Annotated in this window: 11 protein-coding genes; 3 read left to right on the top strand and 8 right to left on the bottom strand. The window is 72.3% G+C overall.

All coding sequences use genetic code 11. From position 1 onward, the window contains the following. Positions 1 to 152: 152 nt before the first annotated feature. The 4 genes from AC5WAM_RS11610 to AC5WAM_RS11625 form a co-directional block, all read right to left on the bottom strand. Positions 153 to 2,144, bottom strand: a complete 1,992-nt coding sequence (locus tag AC5WAM_RS11610) for an ABC transporter ATP-binding protein (protein WP_495522549.1) — start codon at positions 2,142 to 2,144, stop codon at positions 153 to 155. Between the two features lie 208 nt (positions 2,145 to 2,352). Next, a complete protein-coding gene (locus AC5WAM_RS11615; RefSeq protein ID WP_138962209.1) occupies positions 2,353 to 3,114 on the bottom strand; it encodes an NUDIX hydrolase in 762 nt (253 codons plus the stop codon). Between the two features lie 119 nt (positions 3,115 to 3,233). Then, positions 3,234 to 5,186 (bottom strand): glycogen debranching N-terminal domain-containing protein, encoded by a 1,953-nt coding sequence (locus AC5WAM_RS11620; protein ID WP_495523562.1) that lies wholly within the window; start codon positions 5,184 to 5,186, stop codon positions 3,234 to 3,236. A gap of 414 nt (positions 5,187 to 5,600) precedes the next feature. Beyond that, entirely contained in the window at positions 5,601 to 7,196 is a 1,596-nt protein-coding gene (locus AC5WAM_RS11625; RefSeq protein ID WP_495522550.1) for a DUF4192 domain-containing protein, read from the bottom strand. A gap of 133 nt (positions 7,197 to 7,329) precedes the next feature. On the opposite strand from AC5WAM_RS11625, the gene AC5WAM_RS11630 reads away from it, so the two are divergent. Then, positions 7,330 to 9,519, top strand: a complete 2,190-nt coding sequence (locus tag AC5WAM_RS11630; protein ID WP_495522551.1) for a RecQ family ATP-dependent DNA helicase — start codon at positions 7,330 to 7,332, stop codon at positions 9,517 to 9,519. Positions 9,520 to 9,738: 219 nt separating this feature from the next. Continuing rightward, on the top strand, positions 9,739 to 10,407 hold the full coding sequence (locus AC5WAM_RS11635) for a hypothetical protein (protein ID WP_495522552.1): 669 nt from the start codon (positions 9,739 to 9,741) through the stop codon (positions 10,405 to 10,407). A 239-nt stretch (positions 10,408 to 10,646) separates the two neighbouring features. Here the strand turns inward: AC5WAM_RS11635 and AC5WAM_RS11640 are convergent, their stop codons facing one another. From AC5WAM_RS11640 to AC5WAM_RS11650, 3 genes are all read right to left on the bottom strand, one after another. Then, positions 10,647 to 11,312, bottom strand: a complete 666-nt coding sequence (locus AC5WAM_RS11640) for a hypothetical protein (protein WP_366794882.1) — start codon at positions 11,310 to 11,312, stop codon at positions 10,647 to 10,649. A 77-nt stretch (positions 11,313 to 11,389) separates the two neighbouring features. Then, a complete protein-coding gene (gene rnhB / locus AC5WAM_RS11645) occupies positions 11,390 to 12,091 on the bottom strand; it encodes a ribonuclease HII (RefSeq protein WP_138962204.1) in 702 nt (233 codons plus the stop codon). A 222-nt stretch (positions 12,092 to 12,313) separates the two neighbouring features. After that, positions 12,314 to 12,928, bottom strand: coding sequence for a TetR/AcrR family transcriptional regulator (locus tag AC5WAM_RS11650; RefSeq protein WP_495522553.1), 615 nt, complete (start codon positions 12,926 to 12,928; stop codon positions 12,314 to 12,316). A gap of 127 nt (positions 12,929 to 13,055) precedes the next feature. On the opposite strand from AC5WAM_RS11650, the gene AC5WAM_RS11655 reads away from it, so the two are divergent. Beyond that, on the top strand, positions 13,056 to 14,612 hold the full coding sequence (locus AC5WAM_RS11655) for an MFS transporter (RefSeq protein ID WP_366794880.1): 1,557 nt from the start codon (positions 13,056 to 13,058) through the stop codon (positions 14,610 to 14,612). A 250-nt stretch (positions 14,613 to 14,862) separates the two neighbouring features. Here AC5WAM_RS11655 and AC5WAM_RS11660 read toward each other — a convergent pair whose 3' ends face one another. Continuing rightward, positions 14,863 to 15,768 carry an ADP-ribosylglycohydrolase family protein gene (locus tag AC5WAM_RS11660; RefSeq protein ID WP_495522554.1) on the bottom strand — a complete coding sequence of 302 codons (906 nt, stop codon included), beginning with the start codon at positions 15,766 to 15,768 and terminating at the stop codon, positions 14,863 to 14,865. Between the last annotated feature and the right edge of the window lie 6 nt (positions 15,769 to 15,774).

Below are 15,774 nucleotides of genomic sequence, written 5' to 3' on the forward strand. Positions count from 1 at the left end.
GCCTTATCGGAAAGAAGTGGCTGTCCTGCGAAGACTTGCGCACAACGCGGGTCCGAAAGGCGCCAGAGGCCCGCCCTCAGGCCGCTCAGGACGCCGACATGCCATCGGCGGTCACTGCCGGTCACCCGTGCCCGCCGGAGGCGACGAAGACGTCAGCGCGCCCGCTTGCGCCCCGCTGTCAGCAGGTACGCGCCTAGCAGCGCGACGAGCGACAACATCAGCGCGCTGCCCACAGGTTGAGCCACCACCCTCAGTCCCCCGGCGACGTACCGCTCGGCGCCGAACGGCCACTCCATCAGCGTGAGCTGTCGCAGTCGCCCCGGAAATCCAGCGGCCGATCGAACGGACGGCCCTTCCAGCGCCTTCTGTACGAGCGGTACGACGACGATCGGCACCGCGAGCACCGCGGCGAGTCCAGCGGTGGTGGACCGGAAGACTCCGGCGGCCAGCACTCCGGCCCAAGCACATCCGATCGCCAAGGAAATCCAACTGACGCTCGCCGAAAGCCAGTCGGAGGGAACTTCTGTGAGATCTCCTCCGTATACCAGGTGGAGCAGCAAGGCATCGCACCCCACGGTGAGCCCGGCGAGCAGCAGCGCGGTGGTGGCGGCGACGGCGAGCTTCGCGACGAGGAGGCCCAGGCGCCGGGGCACGGTACCGCGGTCCGCGGCGAGGGCGGGGTGGCGGAACTCCTCGCCGAAGGCGAGTGCGCCCAGCAGCCCGGCTCCCAGGGCCGCGGGCGGCAGCGGAAGTTCGCTGGGCCAAGCAGCGAGCAGGTGCAGCTGCGGCGTGCGTCCGGTCCGGGCCACGAACAGACACAGGAGCGCGGACAAGGCGATCGCCACGGCCACCGTGAGATATCCGGTGCCGACACCGGTGGCGCGGCGCAGCTCGTAGCGCAGCGGACGCAGCGGGTTCGGGGCCGCACGGAGGGAAATAGGAGGGGGCAAGAGGGAGGGCGGGGACTGCGGTGCGCTCGAAGCGCGCGGTGCACCCGAAGCGCAAGGCTCACTCGAAGGGGCGCCATCAGCGTCCGGCGCCGGAGAAGTGCCGCCGGTGGCGGGCAAGCGCTCGACCACCGTGTCGTACGTAGGTGTGGGAGCGGCTCCCTTGAGCGACTCTCGAGGCTCACCTGAGTCTGAGGCGCATGCTGCGGAGCCCATGGGCCCCTGCCGCACTGCGGGGCCGCTCTGCGCGCCCGGCCCGGCTTCGAGCGCCGCGCTACGCACGTGCTCCACCGGCGCCCGCTCCCGCGCATCGGCTGCCGCGTGGCCCGCGTCCCCGACTTCGTCGGCGAGTTGATGCACAAGGATGCCGTGGCGGAACGCGGCCTCCCCCACCTCCCCACACGTACTTCCGTAAACCGACAGACGACTGCCGTCCTCCTGCACCACCTCGACGGACCGCCGCTGCGAGCGGGCCTCCTTGGCGATCAAGGCAGCGAGACGCGCGGCATGCGGGCTGCGCACGGCGACCCGGGGCCTGAGCCGTGTGCGGGCGAACTCCGTCGCGTCCTGATCCGCGACGAGCCGCCCCGCGTCCAGGGTGACGACCCGGTCGGCGGTCCGAGCGGCTTCTTTGGCGTCGTCCGTGGTGAACAGGACCGTGCCACCCCGGGCGGCATGTGCCCGCAGGATGCCGTGCAGCCAGTCGCCCTCACGGGCCGAAAGGCCGCCGGTGGGCTCGTCCAGCACGAGAGTGTGCGGGTCCGCGAGGAGCGCACAGGCCAACCCGAGACGGCGGTCCATCCCTCGGGAGAGCGTGCCGAGGCGCTGCTCGCGCAGGCTGACGAGCCCGACTCCTTCGAGCACGGCATCGGCGCGTGTCACAGGCGCGCCCACCGCGGCGCAGAGCATGCGCAGGTGGCCTCTCACCGTACGCGCCGGGTGCCCGGGGACATCACCGAGCAGGACGCCCACCTCGCGCGAAGGGTGCGCGATGCGGTGCAGTTGCCGCCCTCTGAAGTAGGTGACGCCGCGCCCCTGTTGGAGTTCGAGCATCAATCGGAGGGTCGTTGTCTTGCCCCCGCCCGAGGCTCCCAGGAGCGCGGTGACACGGCCCGTGTGCGCTTGGAAGGAGACGTCGTCGACAGCGGGCGGGAGGTCCTTGCGGGGGTTGCTGGTCAGTCCGATGGCCTGGATCATCGCTTCTCTCGCAGGATGTGCGACCGCTCGCGGGCGGGGCGGGTCCGCCGGATCGGGGACGGACAAGCCCCGTGGGTACCGCAGCAAGATAACGCGACATTTCCGGCTTTTCGCTCAGGGCTTGGACTGCGGGTGTCAATTCCCAGCCCTCATGCGGGCGGCGACGCACCCAAGCCGGACAGCGAGCATCCGTCGAGCCCGGGCGGGATCAGACGTCGGGCCTCAGCATCGGGGGGTTGAGGAGCGTCGCACCTCCCGCACGGAAGAGCTGGGCCGGGCGGCCGCCCTGGCGAGTCGTCGTCCCCCCTGTGGGCACGAGGAATCCCGGCGTGCCCGTCACCTTGCGGTGGAAGTTGCGCGGGTCGAGGGCGACACCCCATACCGCTTCGTACACGCGCCGCAGTTCGCCGACCGTGAATTCCGGCGGGCAGAACGCCGTGGCCAGCGAAGAGTATTCGATCTTCGAACGGGCGCGCTCCACTCCGTCCGAGAGGATCTGCGCATGGTCGAACGCCAGCGGCGCGGCCTGCTCCCCCTCCCTGCCGTACCCGCCCTGGTGGAGCAGGGCCTCGACCGGGGCCCAGCGCGCGCTGTGCGCGTCACCGCCGGGACGGGGCGCCGGCAGGTCCGGCGCGAGGGCGAGGTGAGCGACGCTGACCACGCGCATCCGCGGGTCGCGCTTGGGGTCGCCGTACGTGGCCAGCTGCTCGAGGTGCGCACCGTTGGCCTGAACCGGACTGTCCGGGTCGTGGGCACAGAGTCCCGTCTCCTCCACCAGCTCGCGCGCCGCGGCCCCCGAGAGGTCCTCGTCCGCCCGTACGAAACCCCCGGGCAGCGCCCAACGCCCCTGGAACGGCGGCTCACCACGGCGCACGGCCAGGGCGCACAGGGCATGGCGGCGCACGGTCAGCACGACCAGATCGACGGTGACAGCGAAGGGCGGGAAAGCCGACGGGTCGTAGGGCGACATGCCGCGATCATAGTCGTCTGCCTGACGATAAACACCTCCTACGCCATCTGCTTCCGGCCCCGCTCCCTGAGCCCCTCCCGTCCGGCCCGTCGCACCCGTGACACTCCGGCTCAGCAACATCACACCCCCAACTGCAGCCCGTCGGCTGCCTCCTCCACCATGGCGAGGCCGAGCCTGCTGACGCGCACGGAGAAGGGGGCGCCCGACACGCGCAGCGCCGTCAGGCCCAGCTCGCCCAAGGGCGCGCTGCGGACCGGCCGGAGCGTCACCGTGCCCGCCGGGGCGTCCGGGCGGATCCCGGCCAGCACGGTCAGGAGCTGCACTCCGGCCGCGGCACTGACGGCTGCGGGACGGCAGGCCGCGGGGTGTGGCAGCGGTGCGCTGCCAGCCACCCGCTGCTCGCCGCCGTACATCTCCGGCAGCCGGAACCCGAAGGCGGCAGCGGCGTCCAGCGCTCCGCGCAGCAGTGCACCGGCTTCCTTCTCGTAGCCCGCCGCCGCCAGGCCCGTGACGGCCGTGGCCGTCTCGTGGACCCGGACCGCTCCGCCACGGTGTCCGAAGGGGTTGTATGCCGCTTCCTTCGTGCCCAGGCTGCGCAGGCCCCAGCCCGAGTCCATGGCAGGACCGCCAAGGAGCCTCGCGACCTGCTCGGTCTGCACCTTGTTGAGCAGGCCGGGGGCGACCTCGCCGGATCCGAGGAGGCCCGTGTCCAGGAGATGGGCCGCGCCGCCGGTGAGATGCGGCAAGGGCCGCCCGTCGGGCTCGAGTGCCACGGCAGGCCTGCCGCCCGTCCGGTCCTCCACCCAGAACGCCCTCTGGAACCGGACCCGCAACCGCTCCGCCCACTGCCGCAGCTCCGCGCCTCCCGAGCCCTTGAGCGCGTCGAGGAGGTCGGCCCCCAGCAGCGCCGCCCGGTGCGCGTGCGCTTGGATCTCGCAGCGCACCGGCCCGGAGGGCAGGGAGTCCGGGTGGGCGTCCCGCACGAATTCCCCGGCTGCGGTGCCTTCGAGGAGCCACCGCAGACAGCGCTCCGCGGGAACCAGCAGTTCTGCGACGTCGGCCTCCGGCATCCCCCAGCGCCACGCCTCGGCGAGGAGGGTGGGAAACAGGAGGGTGGCCTCTACTCCCGTGCACCCGGGTGGCAGGTGAGGGCCTGTGTCCCGCATCGGCCCCGGGATCATGCCCGCGCAGGGACCGGGGCGGGTGAGCTGGTCGCGGGCGAGCGCACGCAGGGTGCTCTCCGCGAGCCGGGTGCCGAGGGGCAGCACCATCCGCGCGGCCGTGAGGGCCTCGGCGGGCGCAAGACCGCACCGCCAGGGCGCTCCGGCGGCCACGTACAGGTCCGCGGGGTGGGCCGGGTCGCGCAGCAGCAGGGCCCTGAGGTCCGCCACCGAGGTGTCCAGCAGGCGCTGGACCGCGGGGTCGTCCCCGGTCGCTTGGGCCGAGGACAGGGGGCTGGTCACCCCGTGCCCCACCGGTCTCAGGGGCCCCGCGCCGTGCGGCCGTACCCGCAGCTCCACGCTCTGGCTGCCGCCCGGTGGCAGGTGCACCTCCCAGCGCAGCAGCCCCGCGGAGGCCAGCGCGTCCTTGGGCGCAGGGACGGCCGTCACCACGCAGTGGCCGTCCCCGGAGGACCAGCGCATGCCCGAGTCGTGGACGCTGGCGGGCAGTTCCGGACCGGCGCGGCCGGACGCGACCGCGCCGAGCTCCGCCAGGTCCGTGCCCAGCGACACCTCGACCGGCAGCCTCAGGGGGCGGCTGGCCGAGCTGTGCAGCGTGATCCGCTCGGTGCCGTCGGCATGTCGGGTCCGCTCCACGACGACGTCCGGGTCCGGCCCTCCGTCCGCCGAGGGGAGGAGGGCCGCCACGAAGCGGGCGCTGTCCGCCGAGAGCATCCGCGCCTGTACGGCGATCGGCTCGCGCCCGGCCACGCGTACCTGGCAGCGGGACAGCATGCGACGGCCCGCGCGATAGAACCCTTCCAATCCCCGGCCGTTCAGCTGCCCCTGGTCCGTGGAGACGGCGAGCGCGGGAAGGGCGACGCAGACCAGCGCGTCGTGCACGGGCGGCAGCGCGACGGAGCGACGCGGCCCCGGGCCGGGCGCATGGCCGTTGGGTGGGCGCCGGGGGGCCGACGCGGGTGCCCGGAAGGTGTGCGGCTCCGGGCCGCCGCTTCTCTCGGGCCGGGGGGAGACGGGAGACGAGGCGGGAACGGACATGGGGCAGCCACTTCTGCGTTCTCTGCGCTACGGAGACTCGGTCACGGAACAGCGTCACGACGAGGACGCGGGTACCGCCACTCAGGTGAACGGCACGGGGCCGCCCCAAGTCACGCATGTGTTCCAGGAAGCCGCCCATCCGGCGGTGCGTTCGTCTGACGGCCTGCGCCGCACGAGCCAGCAGCGAATGCTTCGACCGGGGCCAGGAGACTGCTTGTGGCCGGGGCCCAGCCGCCGATTTCGCCGGGGGCCCAGCCGCCGATGCGGTCACCGGTCGTGCCTTGGCCCACGGCGGATGGTGTCCCGCCGGTTCCGCGGTCCCGTGCCCGTGCCGCCGGCGGGTCGGGACCCCGGGCCGGAGGTGCGCGGCGGGCGCCGACGTCCACGGGACGCCGTCCTGACGCCGACATCGGCCCCTGCGTGATCAAGAGGGTCGGTGCTGTCCGGATGGTCCGGCGAGCTCCTGGGCGGCGTGGCTTCCGGCGCTCCGGGGGCCTTCGGGTCCTCGGCCCCTTCAGTGTCCTCGGGCTCCTCAGTGCCTACGTCGGCCTTCTCGGCGCTCACGCCGCCCTGGGCGACGTCGGCCTCCCGACGCTCGTGCTCCAGCACCTCGGCGCGCTCGGGTCCGCTGGTCTCGGCGCTCCTTCCTCCGCTGGCGTTCGCGACTGCTCGGGCGTGCTGCCAGGCGGCGGATCGAACGGGGTTCCGGCCTTGTGCCGTCGTGTCCCGCTGAGCGCGCTCGCCGCGCAGAATGCGGCGGATCGGCTCCGGGTCGTCGCCCGCGCTGCACGCCGGGTGCAGGAGGAGGGCGAAGGCGTAGTGCGGATCGGCGATCAGCGCCATGGTGAGCGCTTCCTGCCCTTCGGCGAGGTCGCCGAGGGACCAGGCGACCCAGCCTGCGAGGGTCAGGGGTGCGGCGGCGTGTTCTCGGTACTCCCGCACGCAGCGCCGGGCCAGGGCGCGCCAGAGCCTGAGGGCCAAAGCTCCTTCGTCCCCTTCCATCCACTCGGCGGCGCGGTCGCGGGTCGTGCGGTCCTGAAGCCCGAGGATCAGCGCGGCGGCCTCCTCGTGGCCGATCAGCTCGTCGTCGTAGACGTCGGCTTCGAGGGTGTCGGCGATGGGAGGGGCGGCGGCCAGGCGTGCCATGGCGCGCCGGGCGAGAGCGAGGGTCTCGGCGGCGACTTCGGCGTGACCGCCGTCGCCGAGGATCCTGGGCACGAGTGCACACGCCGTGTCATGCAGCACGCGCGCCTGGTCGCTGGCCGCGGCGGTCCGCCAGGGAGCGAGCCGGGCCCTGATCCGCCCCTGCGCGGGACCGACCTGGAAGCCCGCGTACACGGTGGCGGCAGCCAGCACCGACGTCCCCGCCGGGAGCAAGGGGGTGCCTTCGGAGGGACAGCAGCGCTGGTCAGGGCAGCAGTACGTCCAGAAGCGGCCGTCGGAGACGCACACGACTTCGAGGACGGGAACGTCGAGGTCGCCGCACTCCGTACGGAGTGCCTGAGCCAGCGGCCTGAGGCGCTCCATGACCTGCTGACCGGAAGCGTCCCCCGCGAACGCTTCCGGCTCCTGGCAGAGGAAGGCGACGACTCCGTCCGGCCGGGCCTCGCGCCGCTCGCATCCGCTCACGAGGCATTGGGCCAGTTGCTCGGCGACGGACGGCCAGTCGTCCGGGCGCTCCGGGATGCCGAGGCGTACCCGGCCGCCGAATCGGCCTCGCGGGCCGTGCAGGGCGATGAGGACCACGCTGTTCTCGGGCCGGAAGCCGAGCAAGTACGGCAAGGCGTCGGCCAGTTCGGCGGGCGTGCGGAGGGTGACGACGGTCTCGTCGATCGGATCTGCTGATTCGCTGCGATGGGTCATGTGCCGACTCTGCACCGGAATCAATGCCTCCGGTTGTGGCTGTGGATAACCCTGAGCAGGGCCACGCCAAGAGTTATCCACAGTCTGGCGGTCGCGTTCGCCGGATGTCCGACCCATCAGGTTGCATGGAGCCATGAGCAACGAAGACCTGCGCACGGCGGCCGACGCCGTCCTCGCCCGCCTCGTCGGCGGCCCCTCCCCCGCGCCCGACGGGACGCGACCGCCGGACGGCCCGCGTCTGCGCGAGGACCAGTGGAGAGCCATCGAGGCACTGGTCGCGGAGAAGCGCCGCGCGCTCGTCGTGCAGCGCACCGGCTGGGGCAAGTCGGCGGTGTACTTCGTCGCGACCGCGCTGCTGCGGGAGCGCGGCAGCGGTCCGACCGTGATCGTCTCTCCGCTGCTCGCGCTGATGCGGAACCAGGTCGAGTCGGCGGCACGGGCCGGAATCCGCGCCCGCACGATCAACTCGTCGAACACCGAGGAGTGGGACACCATCCAGGCCGAGGTCGCGGCGGGCGACGTCGACGTGCTGCTCGTGAGCCCGGAGCGGCTCAACAACCCGGAGTTCCGCGACCAGGTCCTGCCCAAGCTCGCCGCCGCGACCGGCCTGCTGGTGGTCGACGAGGCCCACTGCATCTCCGACTGGGGCCACGACTTCCGGCCCGACTACCGTCGGCTGCGGACCATGCTGGCCGACCTCCCGCCCGGTGTCCCGGTCCTGGCCACGACAGCGACGGCCAACGCGCGCGTGACCGCGGACGTCGCCGACCAGCTCGGCACCGGCGGCGGATCGGACGCCCTCGTCCTGAGGGGGCCGCTCGACCGGGAGAGCCTGAGCCTCGGCGTGCTCCAACTGCCGAACGCCGCGCACCGTCTGGCCTGGCTCGCCGACCACCTGGGCGACCTGCCGGGCTCCGGAATCATCTACACCCTCACGGTCGCCGCCGCCGAGGAGGTCACCGCCTACCTCCGCCAGCGCGGCCACATCGTCACCTCGTACACCGGTAAGACGGAGAACGCGGACCGGCAGCAGGCGGAGGAGGACCTGCTCGCCAACCGCGTGAAGGCCCTGGTCGCCACCTCCGCGCTCGGGATGGGATTCGACAAGCCCGACCTGGGCTTCGTCATCCACCTCGGCTCGCCCTCCTCGCCGATCGCCTACTACCAGCAGGTGGGCCGCGCCGGGCGCGGCGTCGACCACGCGGAGGTGCTGCTCCTGCCCGGTCAGGAGGACACGGCGATCTGGAACTACTTCGCCTCCCTGGCCTTCCCGCCCGAGGAGCAGGTGCGTCGCACCCTGGAGGTCCTCACTCAGGCGGACCGGCCCCTGTCGCTGCCCGCCCTGGAGCCGCTGGTCGAGCTGCGCAGGTCACGTCTGGAGACGATGCTCAAGGTCCTCGACGTCGACGGTGCGGTGCGCCGGGTGCAAGGTGGCTGGATCGCCACGGGCGCTCCCTGGACGTACGACACCGAGCGCTACGCCTGGGTCGCCAAACAGCGTCAGGCCGAGCAGCAGGCCATGCGCGAGTACGCCACGACCACGTCCTGCCGCATGGAGTTCCTGCGCCGCCAGCTGGACGACGAGGAGGCCGCACCATGCGGCCGCTGCGACAACTGCGCCGGGGGCCGCTTCGACGAGGCCGTCTCGTCCACGGCTCTGGACTCGGCGCGCGGTGAGCTCGCCCGGCCCGGCGTGGAGGTCGAGCCCCGCAAGATGTGGCCCACCGGACTGGCCGCCGTGGGCATGACCCTCAAGGGCCGCATCCCCGCTGGCGAACAGGCCGCCTCGGGCCGGGCCCTGGGACGCCTGTCGGACATCGGCTGGGGCAACCGCCTTCGTCCGATGCTCGCGCCCCAGGCGCCGGACACCCCGGTGCCCGATGACGTCACCAAGGCCGTGGTGGACGTACTGGCCGACTGGGCCAAGGGCCCGGGCGGCTGGGCGTCGGGCGGTCCCGACGCCGGGCCCCGGCCGGTGGGCGTGGTGACGATGCCCTCCCGCTCGAAGCCCCAGCTGATCCAGTCGCTCGGGGCACGGATCGCGGAGATCGGCCGCCTTCCCCTGCTCGGTGGGCTGGAGTACGCCGCCGAGGCCGCGGACGTTCGGGTGCCGAGGAGCAACAGCGCCCAGCGACTGCGCGCCCTGGACGGCGCCTTGATCGTGCCGCCCGCGCTGGCCGCGGCACTCCAGGAGGCGGACGGCCCCGTGCTCCTCGTCGACGACGCGACGGAGACCGGCTGGACGCTCGCGGTCTCCGCGCGCATGCTCCGACGGGCAGGGGCGAAGGGGGTGTTGCCGCTGGTCCTGGCCGTGCAGGGGTGACGCCCGCATTACCGTGCGGTGTCCTGGGCAGGGATATGCAAGACGTATCAGCGGATACTGGTCAGGCGGCTTCAATTGCTCGTTGCCGCAAGCCAGTGCGACGGGAAGAATTGGTACCGCTCCCGCGCGGCTCCCCGTGGTCCGGTAGGGCTGTGTCGCGGTGCGCTCCCCCCAGTCCGACCCCGCCCTCCTTGGGGGCGCGTAGCCGAAGGGAGGACCGTGACCTTCGGATTCGCTCCGTCCGCTGCGGCGTCGGCATCGGATTCCCTGGCCGCTGCCGCGACGACCGACGCCGGTCGACAACCGACCCGGATGCTCGAGCCCTCAGAGTGGTCGGCCGCCGAGATTCCCCTGCTGCGGAGCCCGCGCGAGGTCGTGAGCGGACTGCACGCCCGGCACCGGCCCACCCCGGCCACCGCGATCGTGGCCGTGCTCGATCCGGAGGAGCGGGTCAGAGCCTCCGCGTCGTTCACCCGACGGGCGAGCGCGGTGGACGGATGGGTGTTCCGTAACGCGCTGCTCGCCCAGTTGCGCCGGGTCATCCCCCACGACCTGCGCCGCCGCACCCCGGTGCGCACCGCCGTACTGCTCTACTGCCGCGACGGGGACGGGCGTTGGACGCAGGAGGACGGCGCGTGGATGTGGGGGTTGCGGGACGCCTGCACACTGCACGGCCTGCGGTGCGGGGCGTACATCACGCTGACCCGAGAGGGGTGGCAGGTCCTCGGCGAAGGCCGCGGGGGCCGTAGGCCGAGCGCCGGTTCGCCGCCCGAGGACCTCACCGGTACGGCCCACGCCCCGGGTGCTGGAACCGCGGCGGGCGATCCGCGTCAGCTGCGGACCGGGGGCGCGGCGTCCGAGATGGTACGGCGCGTGGCGGCGCGATAGACCTCAGCGGCGCGTGGTGAGGCTCAGGCGGCGCGTGGCGGCGCGGTATGGCCTGGGCGACGCGGCGAAGTCATGGGCAGTCGACCACACCGTGTCCGCCTCACATACCGCGTGGCGCGGCCCCTGAGGCCCCATGCGCACCGCCGCAGGGCAGGGGTGAGCGCAGTGCGGCACCCCTACGGCTGTGGCTCCCCCGGGCCGCGGCGCACGCACCGCGGCTCGCCCGCCGGGCGGGAGCGTCAGACGCTCGCGCCCAGCATGGCGTTGATGCGCTGCGGGTCACCGCAGACGATCAGCAGGGCGCCGGCCCGGCCGAGCGCCATCGGCAGGGCCGCGACCTCGGTTTCCTCGCTGCCGCCGTTCAGTGCGACGACGACCGCGGGGCGGGCCGTGGCGCGGGACAGGGCGGCGGCGTCGGCGTAGAAGACGTCGTCACCTGCCTCGTGCTGGGCCCAGTAGGCGTCCTCGCCGAAGGACAGCTCGTGCGCGGCCCACGGGTGAAGCTCGCCGGTGGTGACCACCAGGACCTCACCCGGAGCACGACCCGAGTCGAGCAGCAGGTCGACGGCTTCCTCGGCGGCGTCGAGGGCGCCGTCGGCGGAGGCCGGGATCAACTGGATCTGCGGAGTCGCGGCGCTGTCGGCCGAGGCTTCCGGGGCAACCGGAGCGGCGGGCCCCGGCTTCACGGCCGGGGCCTGCGGCCCTGGCTTGACGGCCGGCTCACGCGTCGCGCGCTGCGCGGGCGGCATCGGCCGCGCGGGGCCGGGACGGCCAGGGCGCGACGGAGCCGCGGGACGCGGACCGGGTACGGGGCGGGGGGTCGGCGCGGTGCGGCTGTTGGCCGAAGCGGCGCGGGGACCCTGGGCACTCTCGTGAATCTGAGGCTCCTCGGGAATGAGAGGCATGCGTTGTTGTCTATCAAACGCCGATGCGACACGCGTCGGCGGGTGGCACATGAGTGCGACTGGAACCGCGGAAAACATCAGAACTCAAAGCCGAGCTGGCCCTTGATTTCCGGAACGTTTCCCTCCGCCCAGCTGCGGGCTTTCTTGAGGTGCCGCCACTGGGGCAGCGCATCAAGATACGCCCACGAAAGCCGGTGGTACGGGGTGGGCCCCCGTTCCGCCAGCGCGGCCTTGTGCACCGGCGACGGATAGCCGGCGTTGGCCGCAAAACCGAAGTCTGCATGTTCGATGCCCAGTTCGGCCATCATTTTGTCGCGCTGAACCTTCGCGATCACCGATGCCGCCGCGACGGCCACACAGGACTGGTCGCCCTTGATGACCGTACGGACCCGCCACGGATCTCCGAGGTAGTCGTGCTTCCCGTCGAGGATGACCGCGTCCGGCCGCACCGGCAGTGCTTCGAGGGCGCGGACCGCGGCGAGCCGCAGCGCTGCCGTCATGCCCAGATCATCGATCTCCTCCGGCGAGGAATGGCCCAGCGCGTGCGCCGTGACCCACCCGGTCAGCTCCTGGGCGAGCTCAGCCCGCCGCTTGGGGTTGATCAACTTGGAGTCGGTGAGCCCCGCGGGTGGCCTGCGCAGGCCCGTGACCGCCGCACAGACGGTGACCGGGCCCGCCCACGCTCCGCGTCCGACCTCGTCGACACCGGCGACGATCTTCGCTCCGGTGGTGGCGCGCAAGGAGCGCTCGACGGTATGGGTGGGTGCTTCGTACGGCATGGCGCCTGACAGCGTACGCCGCCTGTGACCACTCGCGACACCCCGGTTCGCCTCACCCCGGCCGGTTCGCGCCAGGGCTCCCGCCGGTGCCGTACGGCCGCCCCCTTCCGGGCGGCCGCATTCCGCTTCGCTCGCGGCTTGCGGACGGGCGTCGGCATGCCCGGTCACGACTTGCCTGCGCCCCCCGAGAGCCCCAGGGCGCACGAGAGGTCCCGGGAAGATCTACGGGCGGATCAGCGGGACCATGACCTGGTCGATGAGGTCCGTGAATTCCTCATCGGGCCATTCGCTCCCGCACACCTTGGACTGGTACATCATCATGGCCGGAATCACATCGCAGACATACTTGTCCGTCGCTCCGGAACGGACCTCTCCGCGCTCGATTCCCCGCCGCATGACCTGTCGGATGAGTTCCACACTCGGCTCGATCACACCCTCGACGATCACCTCGTGGAAGCGTTCGGCGGTTGCCGTGTCACATTCGTGAAGGACGGCGAGCAGGGCGTAACCGGGGCGGGAGGTCATGGCCGCGCGCATCTGGCGGCACAGCTGCAGCAGGTCCTCCCGGACGCTGCCGCAGTCCGGCACCTCGTCGAGCTTGGGCAGTCCGGCTTGCAGCGCGTGGATGACGAGGTCCTCCTTGGACGGCCAGCGACGGTAGACCGCGGCTTTGCCCGTCTGGGCGCCCGCGGCCACACCTTCCATCGTGAGGCCGTTCCAGCCGACCGTGCTGAGCTGCTCCAGCGCGGAATCGAGAATCGCGCGCTCCAGCACGGGCCCCCGGCGGCGCGAGGAGACCACCTGAGCGGAAGCGGCCTTCCAACGCGAAGTAGGCATCTACATCTCTCCGTTGAGGACTCGAGGTAGCCCCCAGTGAACGGTTGCGTTCACTCTTCGGGGTTCACTACCGTGGGACGCGGCAGTGAACGGATGCGTTCACTAACGCACTTGCGGGGGTCTCATAGTGACAACCTCTCAGTTAACGCAAGATCAAAAGCCCGGTGCCGCCCGCCGCGATGGGCATCCCGGCGTGGCTCTCACCATCATCGCCGCCTGCCAACTCATGGTGGTCCTGGACGCGACGATTGTGAACATCGCGCTCCCGCACATCCAGGACGCGCTGGAGTTCTCGACGACGGACCTCACCTGGGTCGTCAGTGCGTACACCCTCACCTTCGGCGGCCTGTTGCTGCTCGGCGGCCGTGCCGGTGACATCCTCGGCCGCCGCCGGGTCTTCATGTTCGGCATCCTGCTGTTCACGTTCGCCTCGCTGCTCGGCGGATTCGCCCAGGAGCCGTGGCAACTCCTTGCGGCGCGCGCCCTGCAGGGCGTCGGTGGCGCGATCGCGTCACCCACCTCGCTCGCACTGATCACGACGACGTTCCCCGAGGGTCCGGCGCGCAACCGCGCGTTCGGCGTCTTCGCGGCCGTGTCCGCGGGCGGCGGCGCCATCGGTCTGCTGGCGGGCGGCATGCTCACCGAGTGGCTCGACTGGCGCTGGGTGCTGTTCGTGAACGTCCCCATCGGCGTACTGATCGCCTTCCTGACCCCCCTCTACATCAGCGAGTCCGAGCGGCACCCGGGCCGCTTCGACTTCGTGGGCGCCCTGACCTCGACCGCGGGCATGGCCTCCCTGGTCTACGGCTTCATCAGGGCGTCCGAGGACGGCTGGCGCGACGGTCTCACACTCGGGTCGTTCGGGGCCGCGGTCGTCCTGCTCCTTGCGTTCGTCCTCATCGAGAGCCGCGCCAAGGAGCCGATCACTCCGCTCCGGATGTTCGCCGACCGCAACCGCTCGGGCACGTACGTGATCATGCTGAGCCTGGCGGCGGCCATGTTCGGCATGTTCTTCTTCATCGTGCTCTTCGTCCAGAACGTCCTGGACTACACGCCCATCCAGGCAGGTCTGGCCTTCCTGCCCGTCACGGCCGCGATCGTGGTCGGCGCGGGCCTCTCGCAGCGGTTGCTGCCGGTGCTCGGGCCCAAGCCCTTCATGGTGACCGGCTCGTCGATCGTCGCTCTGGGGCTCGGCTGGCAGACGTTCATCACTCCGGACAGCTCGTACCTCAGCGGGGTGCTCGGTCCGATGCTGTTGTTCGGCTTCGGCATGGGCCTGAACTTCGTGACGCTGACACTGACGGCGGTCTCCGGAGTCGCCGTGCACGAGGCGGGCGCCGCGTCGGGCCTGCTCAACGCGACCCAGCAGGTGGGTGGTTCGCTCGGTCTCTCCATCCTGACCACGGTCTTCGGTACGGCAAGCCGGGACGAGGCCAAGGAGCAGATCCCGGACTTCATGGCGAAGGCCTCGCCGGAGCAGAAGGCCGCCTTCGCCAAGAGCCACGAGCTCCCCGCGCCATGGGGCCACGAGGTGCTGTCCAAAGGCATCTCCACGGCCTTCCTCCCGGCCGTGGCCATGGCCGTGCTCGCCCTGGTGACCGCCTTGCTGGTCATCCGGGTGCGCAAGAGCGACCTGGACGCGCTCGCGGGTACGGCGAGCGCCGCGGGTCCCTCCGGGGGCTGATGCCAGCCGTGAGTGCCGGGCCCTAGGCAAGGGCGCGGCAGGCCGGGTCTGACGCCCGGCGGGCCGCCTGGCACCCACGGGAAACAACGGCTCCGCCAGTGAAGCCACGCAACCCGACGGGCCGGCCCAAGGCCGCTTCCAGGCCTGACGGCTCCCGCCACGGACCCTTCCAGCTCTGAGGACCGGCCCGCACCGGCCCCGAGGCCCCCAGTACGTCAGCCGACCTCGGTCCTCCGCACGCCCCAGCGGGTCAGCGCCCGTCCGTGGGCACCCACTCGGGCAACGCCTCTGTCCGCTCCAGCCACGACGCCGGTGGCTTCCCGCCCGCGGCCGCCACGACTCCTCCGACGATGGCACAGGTGGTGTCCATGTCACCGCCCACAGCCACCGTGGCCCAGAACGCCCGCTCGTAGTCGTCCAGCGCGCGGGCCGCCGACCACAGCGCGAAGGGCACCGTGTCGTGGGCCGTCGTACGGCGGCCGCAGCCGAGGACGGCGGCGACCGTCCCGGGGTCGTCGTAGTCGAGCATGTCCCGGGCCCGGCGAAGGCCCGCGCCCACGGCGCTGCGGGGCACCAGGGCGATGACACCGTCGAGAAGTGCCCTGGAGGTCGGCGGCCCTTCCGGGTCGGCCGCCAGCGCGGCCGCGGCGGCGACCGCCATGGCTCCGACGACGGCCTCCCGGTGCTGGTGGGTCGTATAGGCCGAGATTTCCGCCTGGTGCGTGGCCTGCTCCGGGTCGGTGGCGTACCAGGCGCCGAGCGGCGCGATCCGCATGGACGCGCCGTTGCCCCAGGAGCCCTGCCCCTTGAACAGGGCGGAGGCCAGCTCGCGCCAGTCCCCACCGCCCCGGACCTGGTCGAGGAGGCGGTTGACGGCCGGGCCGTACCCCCGGTCCACGTGGTGGTGCTCGGCGAAGGAGCGGGCCAGGGCGTCCTGGTCGATGCGGCCGTGCGCGGCGAGGACGGCCAGCACGGAGCACGCCATCTCGGTGTCGTCGGTCCACAGCCAGGGACCGTCCGGCAGCTCGCGCCGCTTGAGCAGGGGATAGTGCGCGGGCGTGAAGAACTGTGAGCCCAGCGCGTCTCCCACGGCCAGGCCGCGCAGGCTCGCCAGGGCGCGGTCCAGGCGCTGGTCAGGAGAGGGGTCAGCGGTCATCGCTTT

The sequence above is a fragment of the Streptomyces sp. JLYT201 genome (assembly GCF_059448825.1).